Annotated in this window: 17 protein-coding genes; 10 read left to right on the top strand and 7 right to left on the bottom strand. The window is 47.5% G+C overall.

Features of this window, described 5'->3' with window-relative positions; translation table 11 throughout:
- Nucleotides 1-321: 321 nt before the first annotated feature.
- The 4 genes from adhP to FN782_RS17380 all read left to right on the top strand — a co-directional run bounded on the left by adhP (nucleotide 322) and on the right by FN782_RS17380 (nucleotide 3445).
- Complete coding sequence (gene adhP / locus FN782_RS03220; protein ID WP_142504744.1) at nucleotides 322-1332, top strand: alcohol dehydrogenase AdhP; 1011 nt, start codon at nucleotides 322-324, stop codon at nucleotides 1330-1332.
- Nucleotides 1333-1419: 87 nt separating this feature from the next.
- Nucleotides 1420-2952 carry an acetaldehyde dehydrogenase ExaC gene (gene exaC / locus FN782_RS03215; RefSeq protein WP_142504349.1) on the top strand — a complete coding sequence of 511 codons (1533 nt, stop codon included), beginning with the start codon at nucleotides 1420-1422 and terminating at the stop codon, nucleotides 2950-2952.
- A 77-nt stretch (nucleotides 2953-3029) separates the two neighbouring features.
- Nucleotides 3030-3152 carry a DUF779 domain-containing protein gene (locus FN782_RS17385; protein WP_342778344.1) on the top strand — a complete coding sequence of 41 codons (123 nt, stop codon included), beginning with the start codon at nucleotides 3030-3032 and terminating at the stop codon, nucleotides 3150-3152.
- Nucleotides 3153-3253: 101 nt separating this feature from the next.
- Nucleotides 3254-3445 carry a DUF779 domain-containing protein gene (locus tag FN782_RS17380; RefSeq protein ID WP_342778343.1) on the top strand — a complete coding sequence of 64 codons (192 nt, stop codon included), beginning with the start codon at nucleotides 3254-3256 and terminating at the stop codon, nucleotides 3443-3445.
- 145 nt (nucleotides 3446-3590) lie between these two features.
- Here the strand turns inward: FN782_RS17380 and FN782_RS03205 are convergent, their stop codons facing one another.
- A complete protein-coding gene (locus FN782_RS03205) occupies nucleotides 3591-5144 on the bottom strand; it encodes a sigma-54-dependent Fis family transcriptional regulator (RefSeq protein ID WP_185956006.1) in 1554 nt (517 codons plus the stop codon).
- Between the two features lie 255 nt (nucleotides 5145-5399).
- Between FN782_RS03205 and FN782_RS03200 the strand changes: the two genes are divergently transcribed.
- The 5 genes from FN782_RS03200 to lpdA all read left to right on the top strand — a co-directional run bounded on the left by FN782_RS03200 (nucleotide 5400) and on the right by lpdA (nucleotide 11618).
- On the top strand, nucleotides 5400-6446 hold the full coding sequence (locus tag FN782_RS03200) for a 2,3-butanediol dehydrogenase (RefSeq protein ID WP_142504347.1): 1047 nt from the start codon (nucleotides 5400-5402) through the stop codon (nucleotides 6444-6446).
- A gap of 224 nt (nucleotides 6447-6670) precedes the next feature.
- Complete coding sequence (locus FN782_RS03195; RefSeq protein WP_142504346.1) at nucleotides 6671-7681, top strand: thiamine pyrophosphate-dependent dehydrogenase E1 component subunit alpha; 1011 nt, start codon at nucleotides 6671-6673, stop codon at nucleotides 7679-7681.
- Nucleotides 7681-8712: an alpha-ketoacid dehydrogenase subunit beta gene (locus FN782_RS03190; protein ID WP_142504345.1), complete on the top strand. Its 1032-nt coding sequence runs from the start codon at nucleotides 7681-7683 to the stop codon at nucleotides 8710-8712. The genes FN782_RS03195 and FN782_RS03190 overlap by 1 nt, the downstream gene beginning before the upstream one ends.
- A 123-nt stretch (nucleotides 8713-8835) precedes the next feature.
- Entirely contained in the window at nucleotides 8836-10194 is a 1359-nt protein-coding gene (locus tag FN782_RS03185) for a 2-oxo acid dehydrogenase subunit E2 (RefSeq protein ID WP_142504344.1), read from the top strand.
- Between the two features lie 14 nt (nucleotides 10195-10208).
- Nucleotides 10209-11618, top strand: coding sequence for a dihydrolipoyl dehydrogenase (lpdA, locus tag FN782_RS03180; protein ID WP_142504343.1), 1410 nt, complete (start codon nucleotides 10209-10211; stop codon nucleotides 11616-11618).
- 95 nt (nucleotides 11619-11713) lie between these two features.
- On the opposite strand, the gene FN782_RS03175 is transcribed toward lpdA, so the two are convergent.
- From FN782_RS03175 to FN782_RS03155, 5 genes are all read right to left on the bottom strand, one after another.
- Nucleotides 11714-12604 carry a metal ABC transporter permease gene (locus tag FN782_RS03175; protein WP_425462676.1) on the bottom strand — a complete coding sequence of 297 codons (891 nt, stop codon included), beginning with the start codon at nucleotides 12602-12604 and terminating at the stop codon, nucleotides 11714-11716.
- Complete coding sequence (locus tag FN782_RS03170) at nucleotides 12601-13920, bottom strand: metal ABC transporter permease (RefSeq protein WP_142504342.1); 1320 nt, start codon at nucleotides 13918-13920, stop codon at nucleotides 12601-12603. Before FN782_RS03170 ends, FN782_RS03175 begins: the two co-directional genes overlap by 4 nt.
- Before the next feature lie 5 nt (nucleotides 13921-13925).
- The gene (locus tag FN782_RS03165) at nucleotides 13926-14690 is read right to left on the bottom strand and encodes a metal ABC transporter ATP-binding protein (RefSeq protein ID WP_142504341.1); all 765 of its coding nucleotides are present in this window, start codon (nucleotides 14688-14690) and stop codon (nucleotides 13926-13928) included.
- A gap of 26 nt (nucleotides 14691-14716) precedes the next feature.
- Complete coding sequence (locus tag FN782_RS03160; RefSeq protein ID WP_142504340.1) at nucleotides 14717-15655, bottom strand: metal ABC transporter solute-binding protein, Zn/Mn family; 939 nt, start codon at nucleotides 15653-15655, stop codon at nucleotides 14717-14719.
- A 631-nt stretch (nucleotides 15656-16286) separates the two neighbouring features.
- Nucleotides 16287-16670, bottom strand: a complete 384-nt coding sequence (locus tag FN782_RS03155; protein WP_142504339.1) for a hypothetical protein — start codon at nucleotides 16668-16670, stop codon at nucleotides 16287-16289.
- A gap of 362 nt (nucleotides 16671-17032) precedes the next feature.
- On the opposite strand from FN782_RS03155, the gene FN782_RS03150 reads away from it, so the two are divergent.
- A complete protein-coding gene (locus FN782_RS03150; RefSeq protein WP_142504338.1) occupies nucleotides 17033-17608 on the top strand; it encodes a GrpB family protein in 576 nt (191 codons plus the stop codon).
- On the opposite strand, the gene pdxR is transcribed toward FN782_RS03150, so the two are convergent.
- On the bottom strand, nucleotides 17535-18959 hold the full coding sequence (gene pdxR, locus FN782_RS03145; protein WP_142504337.1) for a MocR-like pyridoxine biosynthesis transcription factor PdxR: 1425 nt from the start codon (nucleotides 18957-18959) through the stop codon (nucleotides 17535-17537). The two genes, FN782_RS03150 and pdxR, sit on opposite strands and share 74 nt — an antisense overlap.
- Nucleotides 18960-18997 lie beyond the last annotated feature (38 nt).

Here is an 18997-nt window from a genome sequence, read left to right as displayed (position 1 = left end):
AATGTACGAATAAAAAAAGCGCTAAGCGGCGCTTTTTTTATTCGTAAGATCACTTCTCCCTGAAAATGGTGATGGGGAATCATATATTTGTTCATAAAATGAACATTGTAATGTTAAGTGAACAATTTTAGACCTCTTTGGAATCCGATAATTCTTTGCTTTTATCTGTTGGCATAAAGTTTGCTTTTTAATGTTGATTGAAAGAACGTTGGAAGGATGGATCGCGATGTAGGCGTCAAATTTTCAGTTATTGTCCGGTGTGTAGAAAGCGCTTTCAGATTTATGTAATCCCTAAAAGGAGTGAAAGGTATGGCGAAGAAAATGATGGCATCTGTTGTGCGCGATTTTGCGGAACCGATTCAGATCGAAGAGGTGGATATTCCGGAACCGGGTAAGGGTCAAGTCCGTGTCAAAATCGAAGCTTCTGGTATTTGTCATACAGATATTCATGCTGCACACGGAGATTGGCCAATTAAACCAAAGCTTCCTTTGATCCCAGGGCATGAAGGGGTTGGAATCATTGAAGGAGTCGGAAAAGAGGTCCAAGGTTTCAAGGAAGGAGATCGAGTCGTGCTCCCGTGGTTGGGTTATGCCTGCGGTGTATGTGACTATTGTAATTCAGGTTGGGAGACGTTGTGTGAGCAACAACTGAATACAGGATATACGATTGACGGCACGCATGCCGAATACGCCTTGGGATACACCAAAAGCATCGTCAAGGTACCCGACAACGTCAATCCCTTGGATGCTGCTCCCTTAACCTGCGCAGGAGTCACCACCTATAAGGCTGTGAAGATATCGGGTGCCCGCCCTGCGAATTTGGTGGCCATTTTCGGGATTGGTGGACTGGGACATCTGGCGTTGCAGTACGCCAAGATCGCAGGTGCGACAGTGGTTGCAGTAGACCTTCATGATGAGAAGCTGGAGCTGGCTAAGGAGCTTGGGGCGGATTATACGGTTAACGCCAGCACGCATAATCCGGTGGAAGAAATCAAAAAACTGGGCGGGGCCGACGCTGCGATCAGCCTGGCGGTAGCGCCGAAGGCTTTTGAGCAGGCTTACCAATCCTTGCGTCGGGGTGGTCGGATCGTCTTTGTTGCCCTGCCGGCGGATAACCATGTTCAGCTCCCCATCTTTGAGACGGTGCTTAACGGGATTCAAGTGGTTGGCTCTATTGTCGGGACAAGGACCGATCTGGAAGAAACCATGCAATTGCACGCATTAGGACGGACGAAGGTGATCCATGAAACGAGACACCTCCATCAAGTGCAGAAGGCCTTTGAAGAGGTGGAGAAAGCGCAAGCTAAAGCCCGCTTGGTCTTACAGTTCTAAGCGCACTTCTCTTGGATAAGGTAACAGAGGGCAAGCAACTTGTCTTTATGTATTGCGATCTATCACAGAAAATGGGAGGGTATTTAGATGAGTGTTAAGATTGCAGGGTACCAACCGCCTAATACGGAAGGAAGCTTGCTATATTATAAAGCAACGTATGACAACTTTATCGGGGGAGAATGGGTACCGCCGGTCAGTGGGGAGTATTTTGAAAATGCATCTCCTGTCAACGGAAGAGTTTTTACCAAGGTGGCCCGTTCCCAAAAAGAAGATATTGATCTCGCTTTAGATAAAGCACATCAAGCCAAGGGAAAATGGGGAAACACTTCAGTAACGGAACGGAGCAATATCCTGTTCAAAATCGCTGACCGACTGGAAAATAACCTGGAAATGCTGGCCCTGTCTGAAACCTGGGACAATGGAAAAGCCATACGAGAAACGTTAAATGCGGATCTACCGCTTGCGATCGACCATTTCCGCTATTTTGCAGGGGTCATCCGCGGTGAGGAAAGCGGTGTTTCTGAACTGGATGCCCATACGGTCTCCATGCACATCAAGGAACCCATCGGAGTGGTTGGGCAGATTATTCCCTGGAATTTCCCGTTGTTGATGGCGGCCTGGAAGTTAGCGCCTGCCTTGGCTGCTGGGAATTGTGTGGTTTTGAAGCCTGCAGAACAAACCCCGGTGACAATTTTGCTCTTTGCTGAATTGGTCGCCGATTTGCTCCCACCAGGGGTCTTGAATATTGTAAACGGTTTTGGAGTGGAAGCGGGCGCCCCACTCGCCTCTTCGCCTCGTGTTGGGAAGGTGGCCTTTACCGGCGAAACGACAACCGGACGGCTGATTATGGAGTATGCATCTGAAAATATTAAGCCTGTCACCTTGGAATTAGGGGGGAAATCACCCAACATCTTTACCGAAAGTGTCATGAGCCAAGATGACAACTTTTTGGATAAAGCATTGGAAGGGTTTACAATGTTTGCTCTCAATCAGGGAGAAGTCTGCACTTGTCCTTCCCGCGCCTTAATCCAGGAATCCATCTACGATGCTTTTATGGAAAGGGCTTTGGAACGAGTGAATAAAATCAGGATGGGTGATCCGCTACATCCGGAAACGATGATGGGAGCTCAAGCATCCAACGATCAATATGAGAAGATTTTAAGTTTTATTGACATCGGAAAAAAAGAAGGTGCAGAGCTTCTTACTGGTGGTCAGCCTTTTACGAACTCAGATTATCCAAAGGGATATTATATTCAGCCAACGGTATTTAAAGGGCATAATAAGATGCGTATTTTCCAAGAGGAAATATTTGGTCCCGTCGTGTCGGTAACCACCTTCAGAGATGAAAAGGAGCTTTTGGAGATCGCCAACGACACTCTCTACGGCCTTGGTGCTGGCTTATGGACCCGCGATGCACATCAGGCATATCAACTGGCCCGGAAAACGGAAGCTGGCAGAGTGTGGGTCAACTGCTATCATCAGTATCCTGCCCATGCCGCGTTTGGTGGGTACAAGCAATCCGGTATCGGCCGCGAGACCCATAAGATGATGTTGGAACACTACACCCAAACCAAGAATCTCCTTATCTCCTACGACAAAAATCCGCAGGGCTTTTTTTAAAAATGGAAGCAGACTTTGGTAACCGCGAAGGGCCAGTCTCGCGGTTACCTTTTTCCTTTTACCAAAGAGGATTGCTAATGGAAAACAAATGGGTCAAAAGGGTTCTCGCTACTGATGAAGTGAAAAATGTCATCTGTCAGCTTCAATTGAAACATGGTGAACTAATATTTCATCAGAGTGGAGACTGCTGTGATGGATGAACACCGATGTGTGTTTTCGGAAGGGTGATTTTCAAATAGGCAACAAAGGTGTTTTATTGGTATAAATTAGACAGTGCTCCCTTTATATTTCCCGATCTCAATTGGAGTACTGGAAGCCACCTCAGTTGATTGTCGATGTCACCAAGGGCAGAGGTGCCTCTTTCTCTTTAGAAATTCCGTTGGGCATTCGTTTTCTTATTCGTTCACGGATATATGATCCAGATGAACATAATTTCACTAGCTTTCCTGTTTTCCCTGTCAACCGGTATTCCTCTGTGGAAACGGAAGGGTAGGCCCTCTTAATCAGAGGGCGTTTTTTATATCCTGGCGAAATCAGGCGGATGTAGAAACCACAAAAAACCGGTCAAAACGATCTTGACCGTCTAAAAGTTAGATTTGGGCTTTTTCAGAATCATCTATCCAAGGAAATGGAGAGAATCACGTTTGCTTTTTCAGCCACCGGTGAAGCGTGGTTCTTGAGACACCCAATAGTTTAGATGCTTTTGAAATATTTCCGTTTGTTTCTTCAAGAGCTTGTTTGATCGCTTTATTTCGCGATTCACGTGGGAGCGTATTGGTTTCTAGAGCTGTGGAGCGTTCTTTAATGATTTGCATTAAGGTTAAGGGATGAATGACATCCTCATCTACAAAAACATTAGCGGCGATCAAGACATTTTTAAGTTCGCGGATATTACCGGGCCAATCATATTCTTGGAGCACTTTCATTGCCTCATATGTCAAATTTTTCTCAATACCGAAGAGATTAAAAAAGTAATTGGCTAAATGGGGAATATCCTCTTTACGCTCACGAAGGGGCGGCAATTGGATAGGGAGAACGAAAATACGAAAGAATAAATCCTCCCGAAATTCCCCTCTTTGTACCAGTTTCTTTAGATCTTTGTGAGTGGCAGTAATGACGCGTGTATCCACATGGTATTCTTTATTGCTACCGATTGGACGAACGGTTTGCTCTTGCAGAAACCGGAGAAGGGCCACCTGCATTTCTGGACTTAACTCCGCAATCTCATCCAAGAAAATGGTTCCTTTATGAGCGGCACGCAGTTTACCGATATACCCCTCTGCCTTGGCTCCGGTAAAAGCGCCCCCCTCATAACCAAAGAGTTCGCTCTCCAAAAGTTGTGACGATATGGCCCCGCAATTTAAAGCGATAAAGGGACCATTGGACCTGGAACTGTTACGATGGATATATTTTGCCACCAGTTCTTTTCCCGTTCCGCTCTCTCCTTGTAAACTGACAGGGTAGGAAACGGAAGCGGCTTTTTTACTCAGATCCAGGGTCTTCAGGAAGGCTGGACTTGTACCGATAGCTCCCTCAAAGAAAGAATGTTCGTTTCCTTCTCCGCAATCTGGGAAACGATGAAAGCGGTGCTTTATTTTTTTCTCAAGGGTTGTGGCAATGGTGCTGACGATTGCAAGCAGATAGGGGTGTGCTTTTCCAACCGGACCGGAGATATCGATCACACCAAGAAGCTCTCCCGATTCGGTTTTAATGGGGGCTGCCGCGCAGCACCAATCATGGGAAGAGACAGTGAAATGCTGATAGCCTTCCACATAGATGGGACTTCCGGTTTTTAAAGCTGTTCCAATGGCATTGGTACCGATATTCTCTTCAGACCATCTTGCACCGGGTAAAAAACGCATGGATTTTGCCTTTTCCATGGTTCTCGGATGCCCTTCTTGAGTAAGGATAAATCCGTCACGATCTACCAGAAGAACGATCATCTCATGATTTTTTGTAAACGCTTTCAATTCGTTGAAATACAATTTGGCTTCCTTTATTAAAATATCGAGCTGATTTCGCCGTTTTTCCAGCTCATTCAGTGTCAATACTTTATCTGTTACTTTGCGAAAGGGGTTTATATCCAACGCTTTGCACCGCGACCAGGATTCGTGAATCACCTTTTCAATTCGGGCCGGGTCCAAGGTGCCATTTTGGACGAACTGGCTCCAAGTGGATTTTGTTAATTGCATGGTTAACCTCCTTTCTATCTCATCATAAAACATTCCTGTAACGATTTGCAACATGTGAACAATGAATGAAACATTGTTATTTATAAAGAACGGATTCTTTCATGATGTCAGTTTGGCGAGGGACTTGCATTAATAAATTTGTGGAACGAGAAATCCAAAAAAGAGGAGCGGATATATGAAATAGCAACCGAAAGCCAAGGTGTGTGCCAAAAGGGAAGAGCGGTATGGCTTTCAGTTTTTAAAAGGAGGATTCCGATGAAAGCAGCGATGTGGTATGGCGTTCGGGATATCCAGGTTCGGGATGTATCCGAGCCGACGGTACAGCCGGGAATGGTAAAAATCAAGGTGAAGTGGTGTGGAATATGCGGTACCGACCTTCATGAATATCTGGCAGGCCCGATCTTCTTGCCGGACGAGCCGCACCCTTTAACCGGAGAAAAGGTACCCGTTATCCTTGGACACGAATTTTCCGGAGAGGTTGTGAAAATAGGAGAAGGTGTGACAAAAGTGGATGTCGGGGATCGGGTGACGGTTGAGCCGATTCTTGCATGCGGAAGATGCAGAGCATGCCAAAAGGGGTATTACAACCTATGTGAGCAACTGGGGTTTCACGGATTGAGCGGAGGGGGTGGTGGATTCTCTGAGATGACAACGGTTCATGAAAGATGGGTGCACAAAATCCCTGATTCCATGACGTTGCAGGAAGGGGCGCTGGTGGAACCGGCTGCCGTGGCTCTTCATGCAGTCCGGCGCAGCCAATTAAAACCGGGAGATAACTGCATTGTATTTGGAGCAGGCTCCATCGGTCTGTTGGTGATCCAGGCCGCCAAAATCTCCGGCGCCAGTAACATTATAGCGGTAGAAATAGCTGAACAACGAAGAGCATTAGCCAAACAAATGGGGGCGGATTTCACGCTTGATCCCATGAAGGATCAGGTGCAAGACACCGTTAATGATTTATTAAACGGTGGTGCGGATGTCTGTTTTGAGGTGACGGGTGTGGAGCCGGCACTCAATAGCGCCATTGAGTGTACCGAAGTGGACGGTCAAGTGGTGATTGTGAGCATTTGGGAAAAACCGGCCCTTATTCGACCAAACGATCTGGTGATGAAAGAACGGGAAATACGGGGCAGTCTCGCATACCGGAATATCTTCCCTTCTGTAATCAAATTAATTACCGACGGGACATTCAAGGTTGAGGGTTTGGTAACCAAGGAAATTCCCATTCACAATATAAATGAAGCATTTGAAGAGTTGGCAAACAATAAAGAGCAGATAAAAATAATGGTTCAGCCGGGTTGAACCCGTCCTGTTGAATCCCGCCCTACTGGCGGGGTTTCTTTATGACGTGGGGAGAATCGGCCTGGTTTTGCTTTTGTTAACGAAATAGAACAGATTGTTACAGGTGAACAGTTATGGGATATCAAGAATACGAAAAAGCGCACTTATTTCGACGTTTTAATTTGGCATGGGATTTGCTTCTGTAAGATGAGCAGGACGGGAAGTCCGAAAAGGAGGGAGTACACATGAAAAGCGTAGAGGAAAAACAAAACTCCATTCAGCAGGAACAAGGACTTTGGATGTTCCGCAAGATGGTCCAAATCCGAAAGTTTGAAGACGCCGTGCGCGAAATCTTTGCGAGGGGAGACATCCCAGGGTTTGTCCATTTGTATGCCGGTGAAGAGGCTGTCGCCGTTGGGGTGTGTGCTCATTTAACGGATCAAGATTTTATTACCTCCACCCACCGGGGACACGGTCATTGCATTGCCAAGGAATGTGATTTGAAGGGGATGATGGCTGAGATTTATGGGAGAGCCACCGGGTTATGCAAAGGAAAAGGCGGGTCCATGCATATTGCTGATTTTGAGAAAGGGATGTTAGGGGCCAACGGAATCGTCGGCGGTGGGATTCCCTTGGCTTGTGGGTCGGCTTTAACCGCCAAGGTAAAGGAAACGGATCAAGTGACGGCATGTTTTTTCGGGGACGGAGCAAATAATGAAGGAACGTTCCATGAAGGGCTCAACCTGGCGGCGATCTGGAATTTACCCGTGGTTTTTGTAGCGGAAAACAACGGATATGGAGAAGCAACCCCCTTTCATTATGCATCCAGTTGTACCCATATCGCCGATCGCGCTCAGGCTTATAACATCCCAGGTGTAGTTGTGGATGGGAGAGATGCCGTCGCGGTTTACCATGCAGCCAAAGAAGCGGTGGAACGTGCGAAAAGGGGAGAAGGTCCCACGCTGATTGAGTGCAAGACGTTTCGGAATTATGGTCACTTTGAAGGAGATACACAAACCTATAAAACGAAGGAAGAGAGAGAATCTCAGGCTGAAAAGGATGTCATTCAGCGCTTCATACAGTACCTGACCGACGAAGGGATTGCGTCGAAAAAGGATCTCGACCGCATTGAGAATGAGGTGGAAAGGGAAGTGGAGGAAGCCATCCGGTTTGCGGAAGAAAGCCCTTTTCCCTCAGAGAACGAATTGACGACGGATGTCTATGTATCCTATCCGACCGATGGAGGTGGCGCCTGATGGGCCGAACAATTTCCTTTTCTGAAGCCATTCGTGAAGCGATGGAAGTTGCCATGAGCAAAAACCCCGATGTTATCTTGATGGGAGAAGATGTAGCCGGAGGCGGCGGAGTGGATCATCTCCAGGATGATGAAGCATGGGGAGGAGTGCTGGGAGTCACCAAAGGACTGGTGAAGAAGTTTGGACGCAAACGCGTGCTGGATACCCCCATCAGCGAAGCAGGTTATATCGGCGCGGCTGTAAGCGCTGCCTCGACGGGATTGCGCCCTGTTGCAGAGCTGATGTTTAACGATTTTATGGGCGTCTGTTTTGATCAATTGCTGAACCAGGGGGCGAAGTTTCGGTATATGTTTGGGGGCAAAGTGAAAACACCCGTCACCATCCGTACGATGCACGGTGCCGGTTTTCGGGCGGCTGCACAGCACTCCCAAAGTCTGTATCCGATGTTTACGTCTGTTCCTGGATTGAAGGTGGTGGTTCCTTCCACTCCCGCAGATGCGAAGGGGTTGTTGCTGACCGCCATCGAGGATGACGATCCGGTAATCTTCTTTGAAGACAAAACGCTTTATAACCTAAAGGGAGAGGTTCCTGAAGGGGAATACCGCATTCCGCTCGGACAAGCGGACATGAAACGAACGGGGAGCGATATCACAATCGTAGGGATCGGAAAGCAGGTTCATACCGCATTAAAAGTGGCAGACCATTTGTCCAAGCAAGGGGTCGAAGCGGAAGTGGTGGACCCGCGGAGTTTGTCTCCCTTAGATAATCAAACGATATTGCAATCGGTAGAAAAGACTTCCCGTCTCATTATAGTAGATGAATCCAACCCGCGTTGTAGCATAGCCCGTGACATCGCTGCATTGGTGGCGGATCAGGGATTTGACTATTTGGATGCACCGATTAAATGCATTACCGCACCGCATACTCCGGTACCCTTTTCACCCACCCTGGAGGATCTTTATCTTCCCTCAACGGAGAAAATCCTCTCGGCGGCAGAAGAGATGATAGGGGAAACATTGACGACCGTTTAGGCTGATCCGGTAATCGGTGGGGAGGTTCGGTGTGGTGAGCAAAACGAAATGATAGCGATCCCCGTCTGAACTTCCCCATTCTAAATGATAGTGATAAACCATTGCGAGTGAGGGGGTCTGTATATGGCAACCGAAATTGTCATGCCGAAGCTAGGATTGTCCATGGAAGAAGGAACCGTAGTAGAGTGGCATAAAAACGAGAGGGAACAGGTAGAAAAGGGAGAAGCCATTGTCACGATCAGCTCCGACAAGGCAGAAATTGATGTGGAAGCACCGGATTCCGGGATATTGAGCATTGTAATTCCCCAGGATGGCGTGGTTCCGGTTTCGGAAGTGATCGGTTTTGTGGGAGCTGAGGGAGAGGCAGTCCAATCAAGCAAAAAAGACGTCGAACAGAAAGGACATCAAGGCCCTGAACAAACGGACAATCAAAACAATATTTCCCCTTCTGCCCGCAAGCTGGCGAAAAAAGAAGGAATCAATCTCTCTGGTATTCAAGGAACTGGACCGGGAAACCGGATTATGAAAGAAGACGTGTTACAGGTGATGGCTGATATGGAAAAGAAGAAAAAAGCATCGAGAAATCAGCCACCCCAAAACAAAAAAATCGTAGCCTCTCCAGTTGCGCGCAAATTGGCGAAAAAAGAGGGAATTGACCTCTCAGGTGTTCAGGGGACCGGTCCTAAAAATCGGATTACCAAAGAAGATGTATTACGAGCGATTGCTGATAAAAAAGAAGGTGCTCCCGTCTCCAAACAGGAACCTGAAATGGTTGCAGGTGAAAACATCCGGAAAGTTCCCGTATCCGGGATTCGTAAAGTGATTGCCGAGCGTATGTTTCAAAGCTTGCAACAGACCGCTCAATTGACGTTGCATACCGAAGTGGATGCCACTGAACTGGTTCGGTTGCGGCAACAAATCAAAGAAGACATTGTTCAACGAATGGATGTAAAGCTGACCTATAACGACTTTATCGCACGAGCAACCGTACTGGCATTGGAGAACCATCCCGATCTCAATGCAAAATGGGAGGAAGAAAACATTGTCCAATACGGTCATGTACACCTTGGGATTGCCTTATCGACTGATCGGGGACTCATGGTTCCAGTTGTTCGCAATGCTCACAACAAATCACTGATTCAGTTGTCACGGGATATCAAGTCGTTGGCTTCTGCTGGCAAAAAAGGGAGTCTGTCTGTTGATGACCTGACGGGAAGCACTTTCACGATTACCAATCTGGGTTCATTTGGCGTAGATGAATTTACACCGATTTTAAATGTTCCAGAAACCGGGATTTTAGGTGTGGGAAGGCTTATTGAAAAACCGGCCATTTATCAGGGTGAAATCACGGTTCGAACGCTTATGAAATTAAGTTTGACGTTTGATCATCGAGTGATCGATGGGGTCCCGGCAGCGGAATTCCTTCAGGAATTGACTTCCTATATTGAAAACCCTTACCGATTAATTTCCTTTGACCATTGAAAGGAGTCGTTTAATTGAACAGTGAAGAAAAAGATGTGGTGATCATTGGCGGGGGACCGGGAGGATATGTTGCTGCCATTCGTGCTGCTCAACTGGGTAAACGTGTGATGCTGATTGATAACGGGGGGTTGGGAGGAACCTGTCTCACCCGTGGATGTATTCCCTCAAAAGCTCTGATTACGGTTGCGGATCGGTTGGAGATGATCCGCCATTCTTCCGGACTGGGCATCAATATCAAAGGGGACATCTCCATCGATTTAGATCGGGTGATGAAGTGGAAAAAGGGTTTAGTGGAAAAACTGACGGGCGGAGTCGCTTCTTTGCTCAAAGCCAATCGGGTGGAGGTATGTTCCGGGACCGCCTCTTTTCTAGATGAGCAAACGGTGAAAGTGGATACGAATGATGAAGAGCGCAGAGTCCGGTTTCATCACTGTGTGATTGCCACCGGTGCGAAGCCGATTGAATTAAAAAAGCTTCCGTTTGATGGAGAAAGAGTGATTTCGTCAACGGAAGCCTTGCAATTGAAGTCGATCCCCCAAAAACTTCTGATCGTTGGCGGTGGGTACATCGGGTTGGAGCTGGGAACCGCTTATCAAAAGCTGGGCAGTGAAGTGACTATTCTGGAAGGGCTCAATCAGATCTTGCCGGGAATGGATCCTTCCCTTGTCAATATGGTAACCAAGCGGCTGAAACAGTTAGGTGTCACCGTCAAAACGGATGCGATGGTAACAGAGGGAAACACCGTTGGAGAAGGAGTAGAGGTTCGAGCCACGGTTAATGGTTCAGAAGAACATTTTCATGTCAATCAAGTGCTCGTCGCTGTGGGAAGAGTTCCTAACACGCACGGTTTGGAGTTGGCGAATGCCAGTGTGGAAACCGATGAAAAAGGATTTATCCGCGTAGATGATCAACTTCGAACATCAGGACATAATATTTTTGCGATCGGCGATGTCGTTGGGGGACCGTTACTTGCACATAAAGCCAGCTTTGAAGGTAAAGTGGTGGCGGAAGTAATCAATGGAGAGGGGTCAGAGGTGGATTACCAAGCCATGCCTTATGTCATCTTTAGTGATCCCGAAATCGCATATACGGGCCTTCAACCCAGGGAAGCCAAAGAACAGGGATACGATACGATAGTCAGTCGGATGGCTTTTCAAGCAAATGGTCGTGCCCTGACATTGGGAGTGGAGCATGGATTTATCCAGATCGTATCAGACAAAGAAACGCACCAAATCCTTGGAGCGCAGATTGTAGGCCCGGAAGCGTCCACCCTGATTTCAGAAGTGGTAGTAGCCATTGAAATGGGGATGAACGCGGAAGATCTCAGCCTGGTGATTCATGCCCATCCGACCTTACCGGAAGTGATCCAGGAAGCCGCCGAAGGAGTCATGGGGAAAGCGATTCATATGATGAATCGAATATAGAGCATATTTTAAGGATAAAAACAAGGGTGAACGAAAAGATTGTTCACCCCAACCAATTACACCCTCTCCACATACATTGGAGGGGTTTTCTTGTCTTAAGGTTGATCTGTTGCCGCGCGCATTTTTCGGCGGATGAGCCAGCGGGTGACAACACCGTGGAGAGGAGAAAAGAGAAAGGCAAGGATGAAGAAGATCCCGGCCGCCACGGTCATTGAGCCAGCGATGGAGGCGTTGAAGATGAGGGAAAGCCAGTAGCCGAAGAGGGAGCTGAGAATGCCCACTCCGACACTGATCGCCAGCATGGTCTCCAGTCTGTCCGTCAGCAGATACGCCGTTGCCGATGGTACGGTTAACATCGCCACCACCAGGATGGCTCCAACGCTTTCAAAAGAAGCGACGGTGGTGATGGAGACGAGCCCCATCAAAAGATAATGGATCAAAAGCACTGGTATTCCCAAGGCGGCGGCCATCTGTGGATCGAAGGAGACAATTTTGAACTCCTTGAAAAACAGGCCGACGACTAGGAAGCTGAGAATGAAAGCCGTTCCCACTCCCCAGATAGCCTTGGGCCCGATGTTGTTTCCAAAGAGATACAGGGTATCCCAGGGAACATAGGCAATTTCCCCATAGAGGACGCAATCCAAATCCAGGTCCACCTGTCGGGTGTAGAGGGAGACGAGAATGACTCCGATTGCAAAGAGGGCGGTGAAGGTAACGCTGATGGCCGCGTCGCTCTGAACCCCTTGTGACCGCAGACTCTGGATGAAAAAGGTACACAGAAGCCCAAGGGCAGCTGCTCCCAGGAGCATCGGGAGGGAATCCCGGCTACCGCTCATCAAAAAAGCAATCACAATGCCGGGAAGAACGGCATGGCTGATCGCGTCCCCCAACATGGCCATGCGTCGGAGGATCAAAAAGCATCCCAAGAATCCACAGGAGGCGGCTACCAGCGCTCCGGTTATTATAATGGTTAGTCCCATACTCATGGAACGTTTCCTCCTTCCCCGGCAATGCTATCCGATTTTGGATTCCATTTCGGTTCCCGGCCGTGTTTCACCAGCAAGTTCCATAGAGGTTCAAACAGATCCGGCGGAATCTCTCCGGTGGTGGAGCCTTCTTCCCGGATATTCCCCCCAATCTCGTTTTCATGCATCATCCATACTTCGGTCATCCGGGTGCGCAGAACGGTCTCATAGGCTTGAACCCAACCCTCTCCCGTTCCCCGGATGAAGAAGGATCCGCCCTTTTGTTCCACTTGAATCCATCCGTCTTTGGTTAGGGATGCGAGAGCGGACTTCAGTCTGCGTCTGGACATGGGATATTTCCATAAAATCATTTCCGTATTCAATGGATCGAAATAGCCCTGTTCCCGGTTCTCATAGAGAAATTGCAACACGCGCTCCCTAGCCATCTGTTTTCGTGTGGCGGCAAGACGGATTGCTTTGGAGAGCAGTCCCCTTCGCGGAGAGAAAACCAAGGAAATCAGAAAGATCATTGTAGCGGCCACCACGATCAGAGGACCGGTGGGCAGATTGGCTGTAGTTGCACTGAACAGGGTGCCGAGTGCACCGGATAAGCCGCCGAGGAAGGCGGATAGCACCAGCATGATATCCAATCGTTCCGTCCAGTAACGGGCGGCTGCCGCCGGGGTGATGATCAGAGCAGCCATCAGTACCACACCGGCAGCCTGAAGGCCAATGACAACCGCCAAAACCAGCATCAACATCAAAATCAAGTCCAGCAGGCCAACAGGGAAACCTAAGCTCCGACCGAAGCCGGGATCAAAGCATAGAAGCTTGAATTCCTTGAACAGCAGAAGAGAGAATAATAGAAGAGCAATTGCGACTCCTCCCATTACCCAGACATCATCCCCGACAAGGGAAGCGGACTGGCCAAACAGGAATTTATCCAGGCCGCTCTGGTTGCCGTAGTTGGTGTGCTGGATTTGGGTGAGAAAGACGATTCCCACTCCAAAGAAGACGGACAGCACAAGTGCTAATGAGGTATCCTCTTTGATCCGAGAGAACCGCGTGATGGTGTTGATCGCCATGGAGGCGAGAATCCCGGTCACGGTTGCACCGATCAGGAAGAAGAGAGGATTTTTCGAACCTGTCAGCATAAAAGCGAGACAGATACCAGGAAGAGCGGCGTGGGCGAGAACATCGCCCATCAGTCCGCGTTTTCGCAAAAAGGCGAAAGAACCGATGACACCGCTGGATACTCCCAGCAGAATGGTACCGGACAACACCCAAAGAGTGTTGGGATCAGAGAAGAATTGCTGTATTTGTGTCAGAACGTTCATGATGATCACCTCGTCTCGGCGACCGGTTCGGGAAGGTCCGGCAATACGGTCAGTCGTCCGCCGTAGGTTTTCTGCAGATTGTCCGTCGTAAATACTTCGGAAGTGGGGCCAAAGGCGATTTGGCGCATGTTAAGCATCAAGAGCCAGTCAAAGTATTCTCGTACGGTTTGAAGATCATGATGAACGACCAGCACTGTTTTCTTCTGTGTTTTTAGTTCGTTCAAAATACGAATGATGGCTTTTTCCGTGGCTGCATCCACACCGACGAAAGGTTCATCCATAAAGTAAATCCGGGCATCCTGAGCAAGGGAACGGGCCAGAAAGACCCGTTGCTGTTGCCCTCCGGACAGTTGACTGATCTGCCGTTTGGCGAAGTCGGCCATGCCCACTTTATCCAGGCAATCCATGGCGTATTCCCGGTCGGCGGCTTTGGGTTTACGGAACCAGCCCAACTTTCCGTAACGACCCATTAAAACCACATCCAAAGCGCTTGTGGGAAAATCCCAGTCCACTGACTCCCGCTGGGGAACATAGCCCACGAGAGCCCGTTGTTCTTTGTATGGCTTGCCGTATATTTGTACTTCCCCGCCAGTCAGGGGAAGTAAATTCATAATCGCTTTAATCAAGGTGGACTTTCCAGCACCATTGGGTCCCACGATTCCGATCAGTTTTCCTTCCGGTGCATCAAACTGGACATCCCGAAGTACAGGTTTTCGGTGATAGGCCACCGATAGATCCCGGACCGAGACTGGACGGTTGCTGGTTTGCATGGTAGATGCCTCCTTTCTTATCTGTCCTATTTCAAAGCAGATACGATAGTATCCACATTATGGCGAACCATGCCGACGTACGTACCTTCGACTGTTCCTTCTTTACCCATGGCATCGGAAAAGAGTTCGCCCCCGATGGAGATCTTGTGTCCTTTTTTTTCAGTTCCTTTCACCACTGCTTGGATGGAGCGTTTGGGAACGCTGGACTCTACGAATACCGCTTTGATTTCGCGGTCAACCAGCAGTTTCACGATACGTTGCACGTCCTTAAGTCCATATTCGGATGCCGTGCTGATTCCCTGCAGGCCGACCACTTCAATATCGTAAGCTTTTCCAAAGTACCCGAAAGCGTCATGGGCAGTGACCAGTACGCGCCTCTCTTGGGGAATACTTTTGATTTGCTTTTCAGCGTATCGATCCAGTTCCTCCAGCTTTTTGATATAGTCATTCGCCCGTTTTTGGTAATCTTCCTTATGTTTGGGGTCAGCGTTGGAAAGCTCGGTTTCTACCCGTTTGACTGTTTGAATCCACAGATCCACGTCAAACCAGACGTGTGGATCGTACTCGTTGTCGCCGGTTTTGATCAGGTCTTTTTTATCAATTTTCTCTGCCACGGCAATGACCGGCTTTTCTTTGGAGATCTTGTCGAGAATTTCAGTCATTTTGCCTTCCAAATGAATGCCGTTATAAAAGATCATGTGGGCGTCATCCAGTTTTTTGATATCCCCTTGGGAGGCTTTATATAAATGAGGGTCCACCCCAGGTCCCATCAATGTGGTTACTTCCACCCGCTTTCCGCCCACGTTTTTGACCGCATCACCCACCATCCCCGTAGTGGCAGTTACCTGAAACGGACCATCCTCCGGAATATCAGAACCTTCCTGAACTCCACAGGCAGATAGAATCAGCATTGTAGCGATCATGAATCCAAGAACCATAAATGTCCATTTCTTGTTCCTTTTCATCTGTTGCCCTCCATCCTTTCTCCCCTGTTTCTTTGCTTAAGGAATAAAAAATAGATCCGTCAATCTTTTTTTCTCAAAGGACATAAAGTTTGATAGATAAATCAATTTTGCATTAGGGAAAAACATTAAGCTAATTGTACGTGGATATTGGAAAGAATGTCAACTAAAAATTGAATTATACCTACTCAAATCGGCGTAAGATCCGGTAGGGCTGATGGATGGAATTGCAAGTCTAAAAGAATATCAAAATAAAAAAGCGAGACCCATAAGGTCTCGTCGAAAAAGGAACATATATTGGTTGATTGAATACATGAAGTTGATACCAAGGATATTGAAGCTTCTATGCAGGAGGATGACTAAAAAATGAAGCCATGGTACTTCTTCAACCCCTGCTTGACACGATGAATAAAATCATGATTGTTTGTTGGTTTTCCCGATGAAAAGCCATAACACATGAAACTGTGCCCCGCATCGCGTTTAATCCACCCGGTCTTTTCATTTTTGATCCATCCTAGAAACTGACATTAACCATTCGAGCAACGGATCAAGAAAAGGAACTGAGAATAAAATGATACATATAAGAATGCTTTCAAAAAAGAGAGAAAGGCTATTCAGCCTCCCTCTCTTTTTATCATGAGCCATCGTCATTGGCAGTTTCACCAATCAGATGGTAATGACTGTGTTCAGTGGAATGTCTGCTAAAATCTCCGATATTCGCATGTTCTCCCACATTGCCGGCAATATGGATATAGAAACTCGTATTTTGTCCATTTTCAATATTCGTTTTGATATTCATCAGTTTCATATCAATCAGCCCAAGAAATGGGAGAATAACTTGTTGGGTGAATTTCTCCGCACTACTATTTTGTTTCATTTCCTCTTTTATTTTCCCCTGAATTCTTTTGTCCAACAGTGTTACTTTATCGTGATAACCAATAATTGCGTTGAAAATTGTGAAGCGACGGTAAGCTGCTTTGAGTAGATACTTTAACAGTTGGTAAACAAAAACCAACATATTTTCATTATCTTCAGGCAGGGCGATAGTATATCCAAAAAAAGAGCAGCTATCAACTGCGGAACGAACATCGTAGTATACGGCATTCTCTTTCTCAGTTTGATTTACAGATTTTCAAATTGATTAATTATAATAATTAATAATGGATATGGATAAGGAGATTGTAAAATGTGAAATTAAATTCAACAATTTGAAATAGAACCTTTATGAGGATATGTGTGAATACCCATTACAAGGTCTTGTCCTTATGTTGATGTTGGGACAGCTATGCCTAATGTCCGATCCCCATACCTCCTGGGTTTGAGGGATTCTTCCGCCGCCTTTATGATATGACTTTTTATCATTCAAAAGAGGTGTACAAAATGCAAAAAGTAACCATTGTTCCTTATCAGCCGGAATGGCCGCAGCGGTTTGAACGGGAAGCGGAGTGGTGGAGCCGTTTACTGGGTGACAATCTGGTAGCTATTCATCATATTGGCAGTACGTCCGTACCGGGATTATCCGCCAAACCGATCATTGATATGATGCCGGTCGTTCAGGATCTGGGAGAAGTAGACGCTTGTAATGATGCAGTTCAGGAATACGGGTATGAGCCCAAAGGGGAGTGGGGGATTTCAGGGCGTCGCTTTTTTTATAAGGGGGGAGAGGATCGAACCCATCATGTTCATGTTTTTAAGCAGGGAAGCCCGGACGTTCACCGTCATTTGGCTTTTCGCGATTATCTGCGTGCCCATCCCGATATCGCAGACCAGTATGGATCGTTGAAACAGCGTCTGGCCCGTGATTATCCAACGGATATCATCGCTTATATGGATGGAAAAGATCCCTTTATTAAAGGTGTAGAGCAGAAGGCATTAAGGTGGGCTACTCAATCGAGGTGGATGATAACCATGCCTTTGCCAGGCGTCCAATCCCTTCCCGGATCTGATGCAAAGTAAGTCCTCCAAAACCGAGCATCACCGTCGATGGGAGAGCCTTATCGGGACAAGTGTAGTAAACGGATATCGGATAGACAGCCACGCCTTCTTTCTGGGACCGTTGCACCAATTCCGTTTCCTCCCATCGCTGGTGGACACGCAACAAAATGTGCAAACCCGTTCGGGCACCAATGATCTGAACTGCCTCACCCAATTGGCGTTCAATTTCCTTTATTAACACCTGGTGCTTTTTTCGGTAAAGCGTGCGCATCCGGTGAAGGTGCCGTTCCCACTCTCCCTCTTTCATAAAACGTTGAAGCGTTTGTTGATGGAGAGGGGAAGCGGTTTGTTTTTCCCATGAAAAATGGTTTCGATAACGTTCCAGCAATACGGGTGGAAGTACCATGTAGCCAATTCGGATTCCCGGCAACAACGATTTGGAGAAGGTACCGATGTAGATCACCCGTTCCCAGTGATCCAGTCCTTGCAGGGAAGGAATGGGTCGTCCGTGATAGCGGAATTCAGAATCATAATCATCTTCCACAATAAAAGCGTGGTTGTCTCTTGCCCATTTCAACAGTTGCATGCGCCGGGAAAAGCTCATAATGGTGCCCAGTGGGAACTGATGGGAGGGAGTCACATAGACTGCCTTGGCACGACTTTTTTGCAGCGCTGTGAATTGGATTCCTTCCTGGTCCAATGGGATAGGTTGAACTGAAACCCCATGGCTTTGTAACGTGGCCCGTGCCCGCGTAAATCCGGGATCTTCCATCGCGAAGGCATGCTCTGTTCCAATGATACGGCACAGCAGACTGATCAATGGTAGCGTTCCGGCACCCAGGATGATCTGGTCAGGAGAAGCAGAGACACCTCTGGATGCATACAGATAATGGGCGATTTCCTCCCGTAACTCCCATTCTCCCTGTGGATCCTCCGGATAATGGTGAATCAAAGCATCTGACATACATACTTGTGAAAAGTATTTGCGCCATTGTTGAAAAGGGAAATGTTTCAGATCTGGATTTCCTTGGTGAAAATTGATATCGATCTGCTGGGAAAAAACGGGTTGGGTCCAGGTGGGAGTAGGCTTGGGAGTTTCGAAATCAGAGGAAAGCAAATCCGTTTCCAGTGAAACCACAAACAGTCCTTTCCGGGGTTTGCTTTCCACCAGTCCTTCAGCGATTAACTGCTGATAGGCGTTATCCACTGTATTCAGGCTGACCTGAAGATGACGGCTCCACTTTCGTTTGGAAGGGAGTCTATATCCAGGGGACAAACGGCCATTTATGATTTCATGTTTCACATATTGATAGAGTTGGATATATAGCGGGGTTGGATTCGATTCATCCAAATGAGGTATTAACAGCGACATAATCACCCCTCCCTCTTCAACTGATACCTTTCATTTTA

This window comes from Melghirimyces algeriensis (assembly GCF_900182565.1).
Lineage (GTDB): Bacteria > Bacillota > Bacilli > Thermoactinomycetales > DSM-45169 > Melghirimyces > Melghirimyces algeriensis.
This window is presented reverse-complemented; position numbering and strand designations above follow the sequence as displayed.

Excerpts from the sequence above, each read along its gene's own strand:
- FN782_RS03165 (WP_142504341.1), bottom strand. The coding sequence starts at position 14,690 with ATGCAAACCAGCAACCGTCCAGTCTCGGTCCGGGATCTATCGGTGGCC.
- FN782_RS03175 (WP_425462676.1), bottom strand. The coding sequence starts at position 12,604 with ATGAGTATGGGACTAACCATTATAATAACCGGAGCGCTGGTAGCCGCC.
- FN782_RS03200 (WP_142504347.1), top strand. The coding sequence starts at position 5,400 with ATGAAAGCAGCGATGTGGTATGGCGTTCGGGATATCCAGGTTCGGGAT.
- FN782_RS03170 (WP_142504342.1), bottom strand. The coding sequence starts at position 13,920 with ATGAACGTTCTGACACAAATACAGCAATTCTTCTCTGATCCCAACACT.
- FN782_RS03205 (WP_185956006.1), bottom strand. The coding sequence starts at position 5,144 with ATGCAATTAACAAAATCCACTTGGAGCCAGTTCGTCCAAAATGGCACC.
- adhP (WP_142504744.1), top strand. The coding sequence starts at position 322 with ATGATGGCATCTGTTGTGCGCGATTTTGCGGAACCGATTCAGATCGAA.
- FN782_RS03195 (WP_142504346.1), top strand. The coding sequence starts at position 6,671 with ATGAAAAGCGTAGAGGAAAAACAAAACTCCATTCAGCAGGAACAAGGA.
- exaC (WP_142504349.1), top strand. The coding sequence starts at position 1,420 with ATGAGTGTTAAGATTGCAGGGTACCAACCGCCTAATACGGAAGGAAGC.
- FN782_RS03185 (WP_142504344.1), top strand. The coding sequence starts at position 8,836 with ATGGCAACCGAAATTGTCATGCCGAAGCTAGGATTGTCCATGGAAGAA.
- FN782_RS17385 (WP_342778344.1), top strand. The coding sequence starts at position 3,030 with ATGGAAAACAAATGGGTCAAAAGGGTTCTCGCTACTGATGAAGTGAAA.
- FN782_RS03160 (WP_142504340.1), bottom strand. The coding sequence starts at position 15,655 with ATGAAAAGGAACAAGAAATGGACATTTATGGTTCTTGGATTCATGATC.
- FN782_RS03150 (WP_142504338.1), top strand. The coding sequence starts at position 17,033 with ATGCAAAAAGTAACCATTGTTCCTTATCAGCCGGAATGGCCGCAGCGG.
- FN782_RS03190 (WP_142504345.1), top strand. The coding sequence starts at position 7,681 with ATGGGCCGAACAATTTCCTTTTCTGAAGCCATTCGTGAAGCGATGGAA.
- FN782_RS03155 (WP_142504339.1), bottom strand. The coding sequence starts at position 16,670 with ATGTTGGTTTTTGTTTACCAACTGTTAAAGTATCTACTCAAAGCAGCT.
- pdxR (WP_142504337.1), bottom strand. The coding sequence starts at position 18,959 with ATGTCGCTGTTAATACCTCATTTGGATGAATCGAATCCAACCCCGCTA.